This window comes from Serratia sp. FDAARGOS_506, from assembly GCF_003812745.1.
GTDB lineage: Bacteria > Pseudomonadota > Gammaproteobacteria > Enterobacterales > Enterobacteriaceae > Serratia.
Genome location: NZ_CP033831.1, coordinates 2,937,480 through 2,955,897, shown reverse-complemented (window position 1 = coordinate 2,955,897; position 18,418 = coordinate 2,937,480). Strand labels below are relative to the sequence as shown.

Here is an 18,418-nt window from a genome sequence, read left to right as displayed (position 1 = left end):
ACAAGACTTAGACTAGCGAAGGAAAATCCCCATGTCAAAATCTCCCGACCACCCCACCGTTTCACTTGCCTTGTGCGGGCTGGCGCAGGCAGCGGATCTGCTTGGCGATCGTTGGACGTTGCTGATCCTGCGCGAGGCATTCTACGGCGTTCGCCGCTTTGAAGAGCTGCGCGAGAATATCGGCGCCTCGCGGCAGGCATTGAGCGGCCGTCTGAACGTCATGGTACAGCAAGAACTGCTGACGAAACGCGCTTACCGGGAGCCCGGCGAACGTGAGCGGTATGAATATGTGCTGACGAGCAAAGGGCGCAGCCTGGGGCCTATTCTGGTCGCCTTGATGGCGTGGGGCCACCAGCATATCCTGCACGACACCCCGCATGTTCAGCTGGTAAATAAACACAGTGGGCTGCCGGTACAGCTGGCATTGATGGATACGCAAGGCAATGTGGTACCTGAAGAATCGCTGCAAATATCGGCCGTGGGGGAATCCCCTGCCTAACTCGCCTTTTCTGGTCTACGCTTCATGCCAACCACTTTTCTGACAGGGAAGCTTAACCATGCCACACCTCTATAACACCGCGCTGCTGATCGGCGCTGCGCTGAGCGCCATCGCCGCCCTGCTGCACATCTGGGTGATTGCCACCGGGCCGCGCGGCTATCGGCTATGCGGTGCCGGCGATCGTTTCATTAAGGCGGCGGAAGCGGGTAAAAAGTTCCCGGCCGCCGTCACCGCCGGTATCGCACTGGTGCTGTTTATTTGGGCGCTGTATGCGCTATCCGGCGCAGGCCTGATCGCACCGCTGCCGCTGCTGCGGCCCGCGCTGTTTATCATCACCTTTATCTACCTGCTGCGCGGCGTCGCCGGCCCCTTCGCCCTGCGCGATACCGGGCGCAGCCAACGCTTTATCATCGTCAGCTCGCTGATTTGCCTCGGCTTTGGGCTGGTTCATCTGATCGGGATGACGCAGCGCTGGGGGGCGTTGGCGTAATACCCTGTTCCTGCAAGACGGCGATAAACGCCTGCGCAGCGGCGCTGCGGTAAGCGCCTTTGCGCTGCAGCCATACCGCCTGCCGGGCCGGCATGGCGTTGGCCAGCACCACCTTTTTCAACTGCCGGTTCTCGCGCGCAATGGCGGCCGGCAGCAGCGTGGCGAGCTGCCCACGCCGCACAATCTCGACGATAGCGCCGAGTGCATTAGCCTCCACCGCCACCTGCGGCCGAAAACCCAGCTGCGTACAGTAGCGATCGATGAATTGCCGCGTGGCGAAGTCGCCGCTCAGCAAAGCCAACGGCAGATGTTGCCACTCCGCCAGCGTCAGTGGCCGACGGTGTGCCGCCAGGGGATGATCGGCACCGACCATCAGCTCCAGCGTCTCACTAAACAACGCACTGGCCTCCACCTCCGCAGACTGCGCCATCTCAAAGGCGATGCCCAGATCCAGCCGATCCTGCGCCAGCAGCGCCTCAATTCGCTCTTGTGCCATCTCCTCAATGCTCAGCGTAATCCCGGGATGGCGGCGGTAGAAGGCATCGACCGTCGGCCCGACCAGATAGGCGGTGAAGGTTGGCGTCATCGCCAGCCGCAAATGGCCGCGCTCCAGCGTCGCCACGTCATGGATCGCCCGCGCGCCGGCGTCCAAATCCTGCAGCGCCAGCCGCGCATAGCGCATCCACGCCTCACCGGCGTCGGTCAACCGCACCGTTCTGCCGCTGCGATCGAACAGCGACGCCCCCAGCGTTTCTTCCAACTGCTTGATCTGTTGTGACAGCGTCGGTTGCGAGACATGCAGTGCCTCGGCGGCGCGGGTGAAGTTGCCCTGTTCGGCAACGGCCAAAAAATAACGGATGTGTCGCAGCAGCATGGCACCCAACCTATTAGCAATACCTATAGATATCATTATAAATGGGTCTTAGACCCTATAGCCAGAAGCGTTCATCATGCCGCCATCGTATAACGACACTTAATGGAGAAACGGATGAAAGAGGTGATTGAAGGCTTCCTGAAGTTCCAGCGCGAAGCCTTTGTTGAACGTACGGCGCTGTTTCAGCGGCTGGCGACCCGCCAAAACCCGCGCACCCTGTTTATCTCATGTTCCGACAGCCGCCTGGTGCCCGAGCTGGTCACCCAGCGTGAGCCAGGCGATCTGTTCGTGATCCGTAACGCCGGTAACATCGTCCCTTCTTTTGGCCCTGAGCCCGGTGGCGTTACCGCCTCGGTCGAGTACGCGGTCGCCGTGCTGAACGTGGAGGATATCGTGATCTGCGGTCATTCCGACTGCGGTGCAATGACCGCCATCGCCACCTGCCAGTGCCTGGATCACCTGCCGACGGTCGCCGGCTGGCTGCGTTACGCCGACTCCGCCAAGGCGGTCAATCAGGCCGCTCAGCACTCGTCTACCGAGGCGCGGGTCGCGTCGATGGTGCGCGAGAACGTTATCGCCCAGCTCAACAACATCAAAACGCACCCTTCCGTCGCCCTGGCGCTGGATCAGGGCCGCCTGACGCTGCACGGCTGGGTCTATGACATCGCCAGCGGCGCTATCGAGGCGCTGGACGGCGAAACCCGCCGCTTCGTGCCGCTCGCCACCCATCCCGACGTGACCGCCACCCCGGCGAACGCCCGTTTTTAAGCCAACAATAAGGAGTCAACATGACACACTCTCTGCATAACGCTGCCCCGCGCGAAGCGCTCACCGACACCATCATGGCCGCCAAGATCCGCCATAACCTGACGTTCGAAGCGCTGGCCGAGGGTACCGGTCTCAGCCTGGCGTTCGTTACCGCCGCACTGCTGGGGCAGCATGCGCTGCCGGAACCGGCGGCGCGCACGGTAGCGGCCAAGCTAGGGCTGGACGAAGAGGCGGTGCTGCTGCTGCAAACCATCCCGCTGCGCGGCAGCATTCCCGGCGGCGTGCCGACCGATCCGACCATTTACCGCTTCTATGAAATGCTGCAGGTTTACGGCTCCACGCTGAAAGCGCTGGTGCACGAGCAGTTCGGCGACGGCATCATCAGCGCCATCAACTTCAAGCTGGATATCAAAAAGGTCGCCGATCCGGAAGGCGGCGAACGCGCGGTGATCACCCTGGATGGCAAATACCTGCCGACCAAGCCTTTCTAATTGGCCTTTCGCCGGCGGCCCGCGCCGCCGGCAAATTGACAGTCAACCGGCCATTGGCTACATTATCTGCGCTGAAACGCCGCCCTGGCGTTTTTCACTGCCCGAGGCCTGTATGTTGGAGATTGTAACCACCCGATAGTCGCTTCCTTGCCGTATGGCGAGGGACTCTGACGTATCCGACGCGCGTTTGCGCGGGGATGCGCGTATCTGGGGTTATTACAGGATCTCCCAACATGAACATTTCCAAAGCGGAACAACGCGTGCTGCACGTGTTGGCCAAAGGCGGCTATATCGCCTTCAACCGCAACGACGCCGGTCGCGTCACCCACGTCGAATGTTACACCCGCGAAGGGATCGGCCTGGCCGACTGCTCGCTGGCCGTCTTCACCAAGCTCAAAACCAAACGCCTGATCCTCTCTCGCCAGGGGCGCCCTTATCGCGTCACCTTCGCCGGGCTCAAGGCCGTGCGTGCGCAGCTGGATAACCGTTAACCATCGATACCGGCCGGGCAGGCAGCCCGGTCGGCTCAGCCTTATTTAAACAGGATACAACCATGGACATCACTTTACGCCACGAAACGCCGGCCGACGTCGGCGCCATCGCCACCCTGACCGCCGCCGCGTTCCGGCATGCCGAACACAGCAGCCACACCGAGCAGTTTATCGTCAACGCGCTGCGTGCGGCAGGCGCTCTCACCCTGTCGCTGGTCGCTGAGCACAATGGCACACCGATCGGGCACGCGTCCGTCTCGCCGGTCATACTCAGCAACGGCGCCGCCGGTTGGTACGGGCTGGCGCCGGTGTCGGTGCTGCCTGCCAGTCAGAATCGGGGGATCGGCAGCCGGCTGATCCGCCAGTTATTGGCCGAACTGCAGGAACGGCACGCCGCAGGCTGCGTAGTGCTGGGCGATCCGAACTATTACGGCCGTTTCGGCTTCCAGGCGCAGACCGCGCTGACCCTACCGGGCGTGCCGCAAGACTACTTCCGCGCCATCGCCTTCCAGGGCGCGCTACCGTGTGCGGAAGTCGCCTTCCACAACGCGTTTCACGCCGAAGCCTAACCCTGTTGCCGGCGCCGTCATGGCGCCGGTTTTCAGTCCTGTTCGCCATAACGCAAGACGGTCATCCCTTCCTGTGAATATGACAACCGTGCGCCGTTGTCAATTCGCCGCCGGCGGGCTTTCTTCAGGCGCTGTGATAACAACGGCTATCCTGCGGCGCCTGTTCGCGTCTCTCCAGCCCGTAGTCCCGCACCACCTCCGCCACCCGCAGCCGATACTGCGCCAGCACCTCGCCACGGCCGCGCGCCTGCGCCGCCCGGTGCTGCTCGAGATTGCGCCACTGCTGCACCGCCGCCTCGTCGCGCCAGAAGGAGAGCGACAGCAGGCGCGCAGGATCGGCCAGGCTTTGAAAACGCTCGATGGAAATGAATCCGTCGATCTGCGCCAGCAGCGGCTTCAGCTCCGCCGCCAGCGCCAGATAGGTATCACGCTGCCCATCGGCGGCCTGCAGTTCAAAAATCACGGCGATCATTCTCGTCTCCTCTCAACGGTAAAACTCAGGTACGCGCGCATTGAGCGAACGGCGCCACCGCACCGATTCCAACGCCCGCTCATCAATATCCAGCGAATACAGATGCGCCACGCCGCAGCGTGCGATAATCCTCGCCCAGCGTTCGCCCGGGCAGCGGTGTTCCCCCGCGCCGAAGGCCAGTTCGCCGTCGGCGCCGAGCAACAGCAAGACGGTCTGCCCCACGCGCAGCGTACAACCGCCAAGCTGCGTCTCGCGTAAAACGAAACGGCGCGTGTTTTGGATAGGTGGCGTCAGCGCCCGCACCCGATCCAGCGCGGTGTTCACTTCGCCGTTCTGCCGTGCCAGCAAATACGCCTGCCCGATCCAGCCCGCCGTTGCCTCACAGGCCTGAAACAGCAGGCCGAGCGCATTGGCCGACACAAGCCGGGCATCGCCAATCTCCCGAACCAAGGCTTGGCGCAGCACACCATTTCCCGCCGCCAACTGTGCGCAGAGACGCTGCGCCGCCGCAATACCGCGTGTCAGCTGCTGCGGCGAGCCGCCGGGCGCGATACAGCGGACAAAGTCCAGGCTGTCGTCGATAAGGTGCTGCCACTGCGCTTCGGACACGCCCAACAATGCGCCGAGAGTGCAGACCGGCAATCCGTAGTTAAAGCGAGTGATCGCTGCCGCATCGAGCACCTTTGGCGCTAACCGCGCCGCGCACTGTGCCGCGGTTTGCTGAATCAGGGAATCGTCGCAGGAAGCTAACGCCCGCTGCAGCGCCGCCTTGAGGGTGCGGTGATCCTCGCCGTCGCGCATCCGCGCCAGCCCGGCGAACAGCGGCGCCATCGGCGTATCCAGCAAGGCCGTCGGCACCGGTTCATCGGCCGGCCGCACGCCGAGATCGGCATTGGACAGCGCTTCCCTCACCCACTGCGGCGTAGCGGCCACCCAACATTGCCCTGCGCTATCCCAGCTCAGGGGCGGCAAGGCGCGATAGTGCATCTGCGGCTCGGCGGCGAGCGCGGCGGCATAAGGACATACGGACATGGTTTTCTCCCTCGGTACCAGATGGCGATAACCACAGGCTAGCGATAGACGCACAGTCATACTTCGTCTAACCTCGAAGTATGCATAACATCGACATTGAAGATCGTTTAGCGGCGCTGAGCGCCGCCATCGCCGACCGCACCCGGGCGCGCATGCTGTGCCTGTTGATGGACGGGCGCGCCTACACCGCCACCGAGCTCAGCGCGGCGGTCGAGGTCGCCCCGTCCACCGCCAGCGCGCATCTGGCGAAACTGCTGGAGCAGCGGCTGATCGCCTGCGTCAAACAGGGGCGCTACCGCTATTTTCAGCTGGCTGGCCAGCCGGTGGCCGAAGCGCTGGAAGGCCTGATGGCGCTGGCGGGCGTGCCGCGCCCGTCGGTGAAAAGCAGCACGCCCACCACGCTGCAATATATCCGCACCTGCTACGACCATATGGCGGGTGAGGTTGCGGTGAAGCTGCACGATCGGCTGCATGCGCTGAACTGGCTGACCGGTGAGGAAGACTACCGATTAAGCGACGTCGGCCAGGCCGCGCTGGCGCGGCTGGGCGTCGATTGCTCCCCCGCCCCCACCCGCCGCCGCTTCGCCTGCGGCTGCCTGGATTGGAGCGAACGCCGCTCTCACCTCGGCGGCGCGCTGGGCGCCGCGCTGTTGGCCACCTTTATCCAACGCGGCTGGATCATCCGCCGGCTCGACAGCCGCGAGCTGCAGCTGACCCCCGGCGGCAAAAAAGCGCTGGCCGCACATTTTGAGCTCACGGTGTAACCCGGCGGCGGGGTAGTTTTACTGCAATACTCAAGGGGTACGCTGAAGCAACCCCGCCAACCCGAGGAGTTTCTATGCTCGATTCCACCCAATTCCCGATCGTCAAACGCTGGCCGGCTCAGCATCCGGAACGGCTGCAGCTCTATTCTCTGCCGACGCCGAACGGCGTCAAAGTGTCCATCATGCTGGAAGAGATCGGTCTGCCCTATGAAGCGCACCTGATCGACATCGGCAACAACGAAACCTGGACGCCGGAATTTCTGGCGCTGAACCCGAACGGCAAGATCCCGGCGATCATCGATCCCGATGGCCCCGGTGGCCGGCCGCTGCCGCTGTTCGAATCCGGCGCCATTCTGCTCTACCTGGCGGAAAAGAGCGGCCGTTTCCTGCCGCAGGACCCGGCTCAGCGTTACGAAACCATTCAATGGGTGTTCTTCCAGATGGCCGCCGTCGGCCCGATGTTCGGCCAGCTCGGTTTCTTCCACAAATTCGCCGGGCGCGAGTATGAAGACAAACGGCCGCTGGAGCGCTACAAGAACGAATCGAAACGCCTGCTCGGCGTGCTGGAAACGCGCCTGGAAGGCCGCGACTGGATCATGGGCGCGGACTACACCATCGCCGATATCTCGCTGCTGGGCTGGGTGCGTAACCTGATCGGCTTTTATGAGGCGCGCGAGCTGGTGGAGTTCGACAGTTTCCCGCGCGTCGCGCAGTGGCTGGAGCGCGGTCTGGCGCGGCCGGCGGTGCAGCGTGGGCTGGCTATCCCGGCGCGCGCGGCCTGACGCCAAACGGGGTGGCCGCCGGGCCATCCCGTCTTTCGCTGTCATAAAATTGTCATCCCTCTGCTCTACTCTCCTTACGTAACAATTTGATGTTATTTACATTGTTGTATTACGACAAGGAGCTTACCCCATGCAACCTGCTGTATCCCTGATCGCCGGCGCCGTGCTGTCCGCCCTGCTCTGTTCCTCCGCCATCGCGGCGGAAACCTCAGCCAATGCCGATGGCCTGACCGAGCGCGCCGCGCGCGGCAACCTCACCGAGCCGGGCGGCGCCCGTCGCCTGGCCGGCGATCAGACCACCGCGCTAAAGGCGTCGCTGTCGGACAAAACGGTGAAAAACGTGATCCTGCTGATCGGCGATGGCATGGGGGATTCCGAGATCACCGCCGCGCGTAACTACGCCGAAGGCGCAGGCGGTTACTTCAAGGGCATCGATGCCCTGCCGCTGACCGGGCAATACACCCATTACTCCCTGGACAAGAAAACCCACAAGCCGGATTACGTGACCGACTCCGCCGCTTCCGCCACCGCCTGGGCCACCGGGGTGAAAACCTATAACGGCGCGCTCGGTGTGGACGTGAACGGCAAAGACCAGCCAACGCTGCTGGAGATCGCCAAGGCGGCCGGCAAGGCCACCGGCAACGTTTCTACCGCCGAACTGCAGGACGCCACGCCGGCGGCGTTGGTGTCGCACGTCACCTCGCGTAAATGCTACGGCCCGGAGGAAACCAGCGAGAAATGCGCCGCTAACGCGCTGGAAAACGGCGGTCGCGGCTCCATCACCGAGCAACTGCTGAAAACCCGCGCCGACGTCACGCTGGGCGGCGGCGCGAAATCCTTTAACCAACTGGCGAAAAGCGGCGAATGGCAAGGAAAATCGCTGAAGGATCAAGCAGCGGCTCAGGGTTATCAGTGGGTGAGCAACGCAGATGAACTGCAGGCCGTTACCCTCGCCAATCAGCAAAAACCGTTACTGGGCCTGTTCGCCGACGGCAATATGCCGGTGCGCTGGCTGGGGCCGAAAGCCAGCTATCACGGCAACCTCGACAAACCGGCGGTGACCTGCGAAAACAACCCGGCGCGCACCGCAGCCACGCCAACGCTGGCGGCAATGACCGAAAAAGCGATCGCGCTGCTGAAAGACAACCCGAACGGCTTCTTCCTGCAGGTAGAGGGCGCGTCGATCGACAAGCAGGATCACGCCGCCAACCCATGCGGGCAGATTGGTGAAACCGTCGATCTGGACGAAGCGGTGCAAAAATCGCTGGCCTTCGCCCGCGCCGACGGTAACACGCTGGTGATCGTCACCGCCGACCACGCGCACTCCAGCCAGATCGTCGCCGCCGACGCCAAAGCGCCGGGCCTGACCCAGACATTGACCACCAAAGACGGCGCGCCGATGACCCTGAGCTACGGCAACTCGGAAGAGGAATCGCAGGGGCACACCGGCACTCAGCTGCGCGTCGCGGCCTACGGCCCGCACGCCGCCAACGTAGTGGGGTTGACCGATCAGACCGATCTGTTCTTCACCATGCGTGATGCGATGGGCATCAAGTAACCGCCTTGTGAACCATGGCTGCCCGTAACGGCAGCCATTTATTATTGGTTACCGATGTATATTTGCAATTTAACCGCAATTATTGTGTGATAACGAAATAACGTTTAATTGCGCGACAATTAACCCCTGAAAATAACGCGGTTATACGGACTTTCTTCCCTCTCTGCTTATTCCTGCGACAGCAACCGGCCTATTTTTGCTTATATTCATTTTTTTTAGTTACAAAAGTAGTTTTTAACATTCTCGCAAACAATAATACCCCGCCAGTAACGTGAACCGATCAATTTGCGCCCGGACGGCCTGCAATAGTTCACTTTTCGTTAAAAACCCTATTAACAAAAAGGCATTATCGCTGCCTATCGGCTCACGCCGGGCGGTCGGCTTCATTATTTTCCAGGGTAACTCCCGCTAAATTCTTTCACCTGCAATGAGTAGAATTTACACACAAGAGATTTAATTCAATGAGAAAATTACTCGTCCTGATTTTCAGTCTCAGCCTGTTTAGCGTTACGCAGCAGGCAGCGGCTGAAGAGAAGAATAAAACCGTCGACGTGGTGTTGATCGGCGGCGGCATCATGAGCGCCACCTTGGGTACCTATCTGCATGAGCTGGAGCCGACCTGGACCATCGACATGTACGAGCGCATGAACGGCGTGGCGGAAGAGAGCTCCAACGGCTGGAACAATGCCGGTACCGGCCACTCCGCTTTCAGCGAAATGAACTACACGCCGGAAAAAGCCGATGGCACCATCGACATCAGCAAGGCAGTGAAGGTCAACGAGTCTTTCGAAATCTCCCGCCAGTTCTGGTCTTATCAGGTGAAGAACGATGTCCTGAAAGATCCGAAATCCTTCATTAACAGCGTGCCACACATGAGCTTCGTGTGGGGTGACGACAACGTCAACTTCCTGCGTAAACGCTACGCGGCGCTGCAGCACAGCACCCTGTTCCGCGGCATGGAATACTCCGAAGATCCTGCGCAAATCAAACAGTGGGCGCCGCTGGTGATGAACGGCCGCGATCCGGCGCAGAAAATCGCCGCGACCCGCATGCCGCTGGGTACCGACGTTAACTTCGGCGTGATCACCCACCAGTTGGTTGACGCACTGAGCACCAGCGACAAGTTCAAGCTGAACCTGAGCCACGAAGTGCGCGACATCAAGCGCAACGCCGACCAGACCTGGAGCGTGACCGTTGCCGATCTGAACCGCGACGGTAAAGAAACCACCGTTAACGCCAAGTTCGTGTTCATCGGTGCCGGCGGCGCGTCCCTGACCCTGCTGCAGAAATCCGGCATCCCTGAAGCCGACGGTTACGGCGGCTTCCCGGTCGGCGGCCAGTTCCTGGTCACCACTAATCCAGAGATCGCCAACCAGCATCTGGCAAAAGTGTATGGCCTGGCCAGCGTAGGTTCGCCGCCGATGTCCGTGCCACACCTGGATACCCGCATGCTGGACGGCAAGCGTGTGCTGCTGTTCGGGCCGTTCGCCACCTTCTCCAGCAAGTTCCTGAAGAACGGTTCGCTGTTCGATCTGCTGCACTCGCTGAGCACCTCGAACCTGATGCCGATGACCCACGTCGGTCTGGATAACTTCGATCTGGTGAAATACCTGGTCGGCCAGTTGATGATGAACGACGACGATCGCTTCGCCGCGTTGAAAGAGTACTTCCCGGACGCCAAGCAGGAAGACTGGAAACTGTGGACCGCAGGCCAGCGCGTGCAGATCATCAAGAAAGACGCGGATAAAGGCGGCGTGCTGCAGTTCGGCACCGAAGTCGTCAGCTCTGAAGACGGCAGCATCGCCGCTCTGCTGGGCGCTTCACCGGGCGCTTCTACCGCTGCGCCAATCATGCTGCACCTGATGGAAACCGTGTTCAAAGACAAAGTGGCGACGCCGGAATGGCAGAGCAAGCTGAAAGAGATCATCCCGTCTTACGGCCACAAGCTGAACGGCGATATCGAGATGACCAACAAGATCCGCGGTTACACCAGCAGCGTACTGGGTCTGAACTACATTGAAGTGAAGCCGGAAACTAACTGATTTTCCACTCATTTCCTGCTAGAAAGGCCGCCTTATGCGGCCTTTCTTTTATCCCCCTGCCGTTCAAAGAGCATTTTTGGCCACCTTTTTACCCCCGGTTTACCCTTGCGTAACGGCACACTCACGCCTATTATCAAAGCATATTCTTGGATAATTAAGCTAAGTCACTGTGACCTGAATGTCGTTTTTGCGGGAGAACTTAAACCATGGATCGCGTCAATATCATTCACGATTTACTAGACTGGATTGAAACTCATCTGGACCAGCCGCTGCTGCTGGATAACGTCGCCGCCAAGTCGGGCTACTCCAAATGGCACCTGCAGCGCATGTTCCGCAGCACCACCGGTCACGCGCTCGGCAGCTATATCCGCGAGCGGCGCCTTTCGCAGGCGGCGCAGGCGCTACGCTCCACCCCGCGCCCGATCCTGGATATCGCCCTGCAATACCATTTCGACTCTCAGCCTTCATTCTCACGCGCCTTCAAGAAACAGTTTGGCAAAACCCCGGCGGTGTATCGCCGCACCACCCGCTGGGACGTCGCGGAGTGGCCGGCGCACCCGGTAGAGGCGGAGGCCGAACCACGCCACGCTGCCCCCACGCTGCCTCGTTGGTATGCAGGCAAGCCGCCGGAAGGCGTCTGCACCAGTTGGATGGGGCTGCGTTAATCAGCACGGTATAAGGCACAAAAAAGGGTTCAGTTCGCGAGAACTGAACCCTTTTTTATTGAAGCGACACCGGATTATTTGAAGGTGACGTCGACGTTGGCGGTGGCGTTGAACACCCCAGTCTTCGGCGTATTGGTCAACCACTTCAGGTTCGCGATAAAGGTCTCTTTCACTTCATTCTGCTTATCCTGCAGCACGCCGCCGAAATCCACGTTGGTTTGCAATGGGATCGGCGTTTTATTGGTGTCGCGCTGCTGAGTCAGGAAGATCGCCACGCCCGGTTTGGTGGTCGGCAGGATCTGCGTGTTGTCTGACGGATCGGCGTTGGTGCTGCTGAAACTGGCCTGCAGAGACTGGCCGGCACATTCGCCGCCGCTCAAGGTCGCCTTGATATCAAACGGCACCTGCTTGGCGATAGTACCGGTTTTGGCGCTGGATGTAGTCAGCACGCCGAAATCGACGCTGGCGCCGTTGTTGGCCAATACAGTGATCTGCGGGTTGCACTGGATCACGCGGATCTTATCCAACCCTTTGATGTAGGCGTTAAAGTTGCTGTCTTTGGTGGCGTTCAGGCCCAACTCACCATCGATCTGGAACAGCGAAGCACGCGCCAACGGCGGGAAGTTACCCGCCGGCGGTTTCACCCCGGTGGCTTTGATATACACAGAATAGGTAGCGGTCACCGCCTGAGGATCGGCTTTCCTTCTGTTGCTGCCCGGTTTGGTACCTGGCCCCAAATCAGGGCCTGTCGGCCGGTTGGAACTTTGCTTCAGGTTGATCGCATCATAATCACGCCCGTTGATCGATACCCCAATCTCCAACGACTTATCCAGTGCGCCGAACGAGTTCTGCGGGTTCCAATAGATATAAGCATTCTCTCCGCGCGGGTAGTTATCCGTATCCCAGCAGGTAAAGGTGGAGGTAAAGTTCTGCGAACGCCAAATCAGGTTGCCTTTGACGAAGTCGCTAGCGGCCAGCACGATCGGGCGGCCGACATCGATATCCTGCGTCACGCTGCCAACCGGGTTTTTTGAACCCGTCGAGTTGCCGAAACGGCATTGCATCGCCGCCGCCTGTTGCGCCATCGCCAACCCTGCCAGCCCCACCACCGACAGAAGTGTGTTACGTGCTAATTTGCTCAAGTTCATGGTGTACCTTACAGTTTTTGGCATTGCAGGGTCAGTTCCTGATATCCCATGGCCGCTTGTTTGTCGCCCACGTTCGCCGGAATCGGCAGTACGCATTGTTGATCGGCTTTCGGGCCCCATTTGATCGTCAGTTTTTCACCCGCTTTCACGCCGGAAACATAGGTTGCGCCCTCCAGGCCCACGGTGCCGCTGTTGCGGCCGGACTCGTTGAACACACCGGCACCGATAGCCGGATAACCGTTATCACCCAGACGAGCGTGAATCAGCAGGCTGACGCCCTTGAAGGTATCGAAGCTCACCTTCACTACCGATTTTTCGGTAGGCACCACTTGCTTACTGGCCACCGGCACATCCAGGCCCGGGCCAAAATCTTCGGTGCGCAGCGCCACATAGTTGTAGCGGTACGGGTTGGCCGACGGCACAACTGCATAACCGAAGCGATCGATGGTTACGCCCGGCTGGTTTTCCAGACGTACGCCTTTGGCGTCTTTCGCTTCCACCAGCAAGATGGTGTTCTGCAACGGCTGCGTCAAGGTCGCGCCGCCGGAGTGCACCAGCAAGCCACCGGAGAGGCCCAGCCCTTCCTGACGGTATTTCGAGCTGTAGGCATAGCTGCCGTCGATGTTACCGATGCTGCTGCTGTAGCCCAGGTTCAGGTTGCTGCTCTGACCGGAGGACTGCGTATGCCCGGTGGAAACCGAGTAGTTCATGCGACGGTCGTCCAGCATGGTGCCGCTGATGCCGGTCGAGTAGCTGTCGCCGCTCTGTTTGCTGTGCGCCGCGCTGAAGTTGGCGGTAGTCGAGTTGTTGCTCTGGCCCCAATCCAACGGGATCGACATCGTGAAGTTCACGCTGCGATCGGAATAGCCGTACTGGCCGCGCGTATCCTGCAGGTAAACACCGTAGGAAATGCGCTTGAAGCCGTCGTTGTAACCCAATTGAATCGTGCGATCGTTACCGGACACGCCCCAGTAGTTCTGGTGGCTTACGTTGGCGTACAGGCTGGCACCCGCCCACAGCTGCTGGCTGAGCGACAGCTCGACGCGTTCGCGTTTGTTGCCGTAGCGCGCGGTGTATCGGGTACGTTTCTGGTTGTTGCTCCAGGAAGGCTGGCCCGGCTGCAGATCGTTCGGATCCCAGTAATCATTGGCATAAATACCGTTGCGCCAGCTGTTACGCTCCTGAACCGCATCGCTGAGATCATAGTAACCGGAAGTCGCATAGCGGTAGCCCGCCAACTGGAAGTTGGTGCCCATCTGGTTGAGCGACTTGGAGTACAGGAAACGGAAGCTCTGCCCCTGCTTGCGATCGCCGTTCGCCAGTTCGGTATCGGAGATCGAACCGTCTACGGAGATAGCGCCCCATGATCCCAGGCTCTTACCGACACCCACGGCGGCGGAACGGTAGTGCTCGGCGATGATGGCACCGCCGAACGGCGTCAGGCCATAGTTCATGCCGTACGCCGCAGTACCCTGAATCAGCTTCGGCTGATAACCGCCATTACCGTTGTGGTATTTACCGGCGGTCAACTGGAAGTTCCAAATGCCTTCGCGCAGCATGTTGGCCACGGAAGAATAGGCGACGCTGAACGTTTTGTGCGAACCGTCGGCCTCGTTGACGGTCACCTGCAGGTCACCGTTGTTGGTATGCGGATAAACGTCGTGGATCTCGAAAGGACCCGGCGCGACGTTGGTGCTGTAGATGACGTAACCGTTCTGACGGATCTCGACGCGGGCGTTGGTCGCCGCTACGCCACGTACTACCGGCGCATAACCGCGCAGGCTGTCCGGCAGCATGTCGTCAACGCTGGAGAGTTGTACCCCACGGAACTGGAAACTGTTGAACACGCTGTTGTTGGTGCTCGCCTGCCCCATCACCAAACGGCTGCGCCATGGCACGATGTCGGTCTCGGCCCAGGAAGAGACGTTGGTCCAGTTGCTGCTGCTGCCACTCTGTTTGTCCCAGGTGGAGTTGTTGCGCAGGCGCCATCTGCCCAGGTTGAGACCACTGTTCAACGCGAGGAACATGTACTCGCTGTCATCAGCATCACTTCTGCGATAGCTGTTCTTGTTGTAGTTGAAGTTATAGTTAGCGAACAGCGCGTTGATGCCTTCATCGTACATGCTTGGCGGGATCGCGCCGATGGCGCTCAGATCCATCATGGTCTGAGGCACGGAAATGTTGATCTGCTGCACCGCGGCGTCATAGCTGACGGTGGCGTCTTTAACCAATGCAGGCAGATCAACGCAGCTGCCAGCCTGCAGCGTTTCCGGCAGTTTGATGCCGTAATTGCGCAGGTCTTCAACTTTCAGGCAAGGTTGAGACGCGGTCTGGCCTTTAACCTGACGAAAAGTAACATCCTTATGATCGACCTGAGTCAGGTTGACGTAGATGTCGAATGGGTAAACGCCCGGTTGCAAAGCATCGCCCTGAGCGACCGCTTCCGCGTTGCTCAGGTTTTCATCGCCGTGAATAAACGACATGTTAAACTCTGCCAGCGCCGCTTCACTCCAGAACATCGGCGCACTGGCGGCAATGATTGCAATTCGGATCAGCTGTGTCAGCCGCGTCGTTCCGCCTGCTACTTTTCGTTGATTTGCCATTCCCTGTCTCTCTTATTGTACTGGAACGTCCTTGACTTCCGTTCTACCGCCAAAATCGTTGATATAACTGAAAGCAATCTTGTTGCCGACGCTGACGCCCGCCGGGATGTTGATCGATAAGCGATCTTTTGGGCTCACCATGTTGGCGTCCACATCCACGGTCTTGCCCGCGCTGTTTTTCAAATGCAGCGCCCCAAAGGTAATATGCAGCGGGCCATCGTTAATCACTTGCAGACGTGAACCTTCACGCTGCCAACGCAAGTTTTGTACTTGCTCGTCCAGCGTCGTTTTCAACGCCACCGGCCGGTAAAAAAGTTTGATTCGGGTACGCACCGCAACCTGCAGCACGTTTTCTTGCTTCGGCGCCGGTGGAATTTCCTGCACGTTAATCCACAGCAGGCTTTCTTTATCCTGAGGTAAGCCATTACCGGAATAGATAAAGCGCAGAACTGCAGTTTTGGCAGCGTCCAATTTCAGAATCGGTGGAACGACAACGACAGGCAGATTTTTCGGCACTTGGTTTCTATCGCCGGTGTCCAGCCAGGTCTGCACCATATAGGCTTCTGAAGCATCGTTATGAATTGGCAGAGAGGCGGATTTATCATCGCCTTTATAGATCACGCGAGTGGCATCTACCTGGATACCGGCGTAGCTGTTAAAGGTGCCCAGCATCAGCAGAGCAGCAAAGAACTTTTTCATCGGTTTCCTCTACGGGCCATCCTTGGCCGTGTGTGTCCTGAAAGACGATTATTTGTATTCGATAGTGAACGGGCTGGTGGCGTTAGCCAGACCTGCAGTTACGTTGCTATCGAATGAACGGTAACGAGCCTGCAGGTTGAAGGTCGCTTTACCGTCAGCAGCGATGGTGACTTTCGCTACGTCGTCGTTGATGTTGGAACCGTCACCGATAGCGAATGGCTTGCCGTTGTTATCGGTGATTTCGATACCCACGCCGGTAGCTGCAGCGCCGGTGCCGCCAACGTTGCTTACGGACAGCAGGTCTGGGTTACCAGCAACGGTGTTACCGTCGAAGCGCAGGCTGTAATCACCGGCATCACATTTTTCCAGAGAGATCTGGAAAGCTTTAGAAGCGGATTTAGAACCCACGGTTGGGAAAGCAGAAGTTGGGTAAGTACCCAGGTAAACTTCTTTATTCTGAGTATCGCTAGTTACCTGGCAGGTAGACTGTTTGATTTCACCGGTGAATTTAACAGTGCCGTTTGCTGCCATTGCGTTGGAAGCAGTTGCAGACAATACCAGGGCAGCCAAAGGCAATAATACTTTTTTCATTTCCAGCTCCATAGAACAATAAAATAATCGATTCAGTGGCGGGCTTATATATATATTGCCGCCACTGAGCATACACTCAGCGATAGCACTCCCTTGCTGAAAAGGAGCGTTGCCTCGATGAACTCATTGCCGGACGAAATATAGACTAAGCATATTCTTAATGTTAAATCGTTTAAAACATTCATAAGGCCCCTCTTGATAGGAATAAACTATCGGCGGATACCTATCGATCGATGTTGACGATTCATATGAATAGGAATAATCTGTGTTTGGGAAAGCTGCAGAGTTCAAGATTTTGCTTTAAGGCCTGAAAATCAGAATATTATCCCGATAATTTACATTTAGTAACATATTGCGACATTTGGACTTTGGCACGAATTACGCGTTAAATGGTCTGTCGACACGCTTCGGCCATTCCGGCGCTTTAAATAAGAAATTTACCAATAAACTTGGAGTAACTTTCTTTTTAGTCATTTAAAATCAACAAGTTAAATATCAATCCAAGGATTGGGAAATGAGCGGTTCTTTTAGAGAGAAAAATAACGGCATTAATTATGTTTTTCAGCCAATGTTCGCGAAATCGGGACAATTGCTGGCCGTTGAATGCCTGTCTCGCTTTACGTTTAATAGCGAATATGCCCATTTTTCTCCTGAACAGTTCTTTCGCCACGCCGACAGCGCAACCCGGATTGAGATTTTGATGGATCAGATCAATCTGATCGATAAATACAAACACTGGTTTCATGAAAACCAAGTGATAGCCACTTTGAATGTTGACGATTATTCCCTGCAATCGCTGGCGAATACTCACTTTGCCGAAAGAATTAATGCCATGCGCTGTATTCATTTTGAGATCAGCGAGAATTCAACCCGGCTGGTGAAAGATCGCGTGCACGGCGATCCGTCATTGAATAGTTATTCATTTTGGCTCGATGATTTTGGTTCTGGCTATGCGGGTTTTTCCGCGTTGTACAACAGCCAGTTCCGCTTCGTTAAGCTCGATCGTTTTCTGCTTTGGGACTTTATGAAAAAGTCCGGCGGCGAGGGCTTGATGCGCGCGTTACTGCGCTTCTTTTACCTTAATCATTACAAGGTAATTATCGAAGGAGTTGAAACTCCCGAACACAAGAAATGGCTGGATGAAATGCCATATTACGCACTGCAGGGAAAGCTGTGGAAGGAATCCAGCATCAAGGATTTGAACTCGCTTCTTACAGCTGAATACTTTTAACTCGGTATTGGTGTTTGCCCTATGTCTAAAAACAACGTTCTTGTGATTAGTGAGTGTAAGTACAGCTATGTTGGCCTGTCGGTGCTGCTGAAGAAACACTACGGCGCGTACGATATCCGCCTGTTTTCCGATTTCATGCACGGCGGCGCCAAAGCAGAGAAGATCACCAAGCACGATATCGCGCTGATTTTCACCTCGCAAAACCTGGAACAGAGCGTCAATGTGATCGAAAGCCTGGTGTCCCTGCACCAGCAGTACAACAGCAAGACACGCCTGCTGGTGTTTTATGACGATGAGCGCGTAGTGAAACTGTTGTCGATCCTGGGGATTTCCGTCGAGTTGGTCTCCACCCGCATTCCGCTTTATTCGCTGCAGGAAAAAATCCAGCGGTTGCTGGAAAGCAAAGAGCCGGGCGGCATCAAGGTACAGAAAACCCGCGAGCTCAGCCCGGCGGAAAGCGACGTGATCTTCAATCTGCTGCGCGGCGATAGCCTGCTGCACATTGCGGAAAAGCGCGGCACACACCCGAAAACCATCTTCTCGCAGAAATACAGCGCGATGAAAAAGCTGCGGCTGCGCAGCATGAGCACCATCTTCGTCGCCGGCAAATAACCTGCCCTGGCTTGTTGCGCGGTGCACCGCGCAGCAA

General features: G+C 58.1%; 20 protein-coding genes. 13 read left to right on the top strand and 7 right to left on the bottom strand.

Annotated elements, in window-relative coordinates; translation table 11 throughout:
• Window positions 1-31 precede the first annotated feature (31 nt).
• Both EGY12_RS14425 and EGY12_RS14420 read left to right on the top strand, forming a co-directional pair.
• A complete protein-coding gene (locus EGY12_RS14425) occupies window positions 32-499 on the top strand; it encodes a helix-turn-helix domain-containing protein (protein WP_123894370.1) in 468 nt (155 codons plus the stop codon).
• Between the two features lie 58 nt (window positions 500-557).
• The gene (locus EGY12_RS14420; RefSeq protein WP_123894369.1) at window positions 558-989 is read left to right on the top strand and encodes a hypothetical protein; all 432 of its coding nucleotides are present in this window, start codon (window positions 558-560) and stop codon (window positions 987-989) included.
• Here EGY12_RS14420 and cynR read toward each other — a convergent pair.
• The gene (gene cynR / locus EGY12_RS14415) at window positions 913-1,863 is read right to left on the bottom strand and encodes a transcriptional regulator CynR (protein ID WP_123894368.1); all 951 of its coding nucleotides are present in this window, start codon (window positions 1,861-1,863) and stop codon (window positions 913-915) included. The two genes, EGY12_RS14420 and cynR, sit on opposite strands and share 77 nt — an antisense overlap.
• Window positions 1,864-1,977: 114 nt before the next feature.
• Between cynR and EGY12_RS14410 the strand changes: the two genes are divergently transcribed.
• The 4 genes from EGY12_RS14410 (at window position 1,978) to EGY12_RS14395 (ending at window position 4,182) form a co-directional block, all read left to right on the top strand.
• The gene (locus tag EGY12_RS14410) at window positions 1,978-2,631 is read left to right on the top strand and encodes a carbonic anhydrase (RefSeq protein WP_123894367.1); all 654 of its coding nucleotides are present in this window, start codon (window positions 1,978-1,980) and stop codon (window positions 2,629-2,631) included.
• Window positions 2,632-2,651: 20 nt separating this feature from the next.
• Entirely contained in the window at window positions 2,652-3,122 is a 471-nt protein-coding gene (gene cynS, locus EGY12_RS14405) for a cyanase (RefSeq protein WP_049198988.1), read from the top strand.
• A 233-nt stretch (window positions 3,123-3,355) separates the two neighbouring features.
• Window positions 3,356-3,613, top strand: a complete 258-nt coding sequence (locus tag EGY12_RS14400) for a YjhX family toxin (protein ID WP_123894366.1) — start codon at window positions 3,356-3,358, stop codon at window positions 3,611-3,613.
• 62 nt (window positions 3,614-3,675) lie between these two features.
• Entirely contained in the window at window positions 3,676-4,182 is a 507-nt protein-coding gene (locus EGY12_RS14395; protein WP_123894365.1) for a GNAT family N-acetyltransferase, read from the top strand.
• A gap of 124 nt (window positions 4,183-4,306) precedes the next feature.
• Here EGY12_RS14395 and EGY12_RS14390 read toward each other — a convergent pair whose 3' ends face one another.
• On the bottom strand, window positions 4,307-4,654 hold the full coding sequence (locus EGY12_RS14390; protein WP_123894364.1) for an antibiotic biosynthesis monooxygenase: 348 nt from the start codon (window positions 4,652-4,654) through the stop codon (window positions 4,307-4,309).
• 12 nt (window positions 4,655-4,666) lie between these two features.
• Complete coding sequence (locus tag EGY12_RS14385; protein WP_123894363.1) at window positions 4,667-5,686, bottom strand: cytochrome P450; 1,020 nt, start codon at window positions 5,684-5,686, stop codon at window positions 4,667-4,669.
• 80 nt (window positions 5,687-5,766) lie between these two features.
• On the opposite strand from EGY12_RS14385, the gene EGY12_RS14380 reads away from it, so the two are divergent.
• From EGY12_RS14380 to EGY12_RS14360, 5 genes are all read left to right on the top strand, one after another.
• The gene (locus EGY12_RS14380; protein ID WP_123894362.1) at window positions 5,767-6,450 is read left to right on the top strand and encodes a helix-turn-helix transcriptional regulator; all 684 of its coding nucleotides are present in this window, start codon (window positions 5,767-5,769) and stop codon (window positions 6,448-6,450) included.
• A 74-nt stretch (window positions 6,451-6,524) separates the two neighbouring features.
• Window positions 6,525-7,232 (top strand): glutathione S-transferase N-terminal domain-containing protein, encoded by a 708-nt coding sequence (locus EGY12_RS14375; RefSeq protein WP_060440382.1) that lies wholly within the window; start codon window positions 6,525-6,527, stop codon window positions 7,230-7,232.
• A gap of 130 nt (window positions 7,233-7,362) precedes the next feature.
• Complete coding sequence (gene phoA / locus EGY12_RS14370) at window positions 7,363-8,790, top strand: alkaline phosphatase (protein WP_123894361.1); 1,428 nt, start codon at window positions 7,363-7,365, stop codon at window positions 8,788-8,790.
• Between the two features lie 461 nt (window positions 8,791-9,251).
• Window positions 9,252-10,832, top strand: coding sequence for a malate:quinone oxidoreductase (locus tag EGY12_RS14365; protein WP_063919041.1), 1,581 nt, complete (start codon window positions 9,252-9,254; stop codon window positions 10,830-10,832).
• A gap of 206 nt (window positions 10,833-11,038) precedes the next feature.
• A complete protein-coding gene (locus tag EGY12_RS14360) occupies window positions 11,039-11,497 on the top strand; it encodes a helix-turn-helix domain-containing protein (RefSeq protein ID WP_123894359.1) in 459 nt (152 codons plus the stop codon).
• A gap of 74 nt (window positions 11,498-11,571) precedes the next feature.
• On the opposite strand, the gene EGY12_RS14355 is transcribed toward EGY12_RS14360, so the two are convergent.
• From EGY12_RS14355 to EGY12_RS14340, 4 genes are read right to left on the bottom strand one after another with little or no spacing between them, the layout of a single operon-like run.
• Window positions 11,572-12,639: a fimbrial protein gene (locus EGY12_RS14355; protein ID WP_371415343.1), complete on the bottom strand. Its 1,068-nt coding sequence runs from the start codon at window positions 12,637-12,639 to the stop codon at window positions 11,572-11,574.
• A 14-nt stretch (window positions 12,640-12,653) separates the two neighbouring features.
• Window positions 12,654-15,248, bottom strand: a complete 2,595-nt coding sequence (locus EGY12_RS14350) for a fimbria/pilus outer membrane usher protein (RefSeq protein WP_123894355.1) — start codon at window positions 15,246-15,248, stop codon at window positions 12,654-12,656.
• Between the two features lie 12 nt (window positions 15,249-15,260).
• Complete coding sequence (locus tag EGY12_RS14345; RefSeq protein ID WP_049198962.1) at window positions 15,261-15,947, bottom strand: molecular chaperone; 687 nt, start codon at window positions 15,945-15,947, stop codon at window positions 15,261-15,263.
• A 48-nt stretch (window positions 15,948-15,995) separates the two neighbouring features.
• On the bottom strand, window positions 15,996-16,538 hold the full coding sequence (locus EGY12_RS14340; RefSeq protein WP_033647475.1) for a fimbrial protein: 543 nt from the start codon (window positions 16,536-16,538) through the stop codon (window positions 15,996-15,998).
• Between the two features lie 514 nt (window positions 16,539-17,052).
• Here EGY12_RS14340 and EGY12_RS14335 point away from each other — a divergent pair.
• Complete coding sequence (locus EGY12_RS14335) at window positions 17,053-17,769, top strand: EAL domain-containing protein (protein WP_033637688.1); 717 nt, start codon at window positions 17,053-17,055, stop codon at window positions 17,767-17,769.
• Between the two features lie 21 nt (window positions 17,770-17,790).
• On the top strand, window positions 17,791-18,381 hold the full coding sequence (locus EGY12_RS14330) for a LuxR family transcriptional regulator (protein ID WP_049198960.1): 591 nt from the start codon (window positions 17,791-17,793) through the stop codon (window positions 18,379-18,381).
• Window positions 18,382-18,418: the final 37 nt, after the last annotated feature.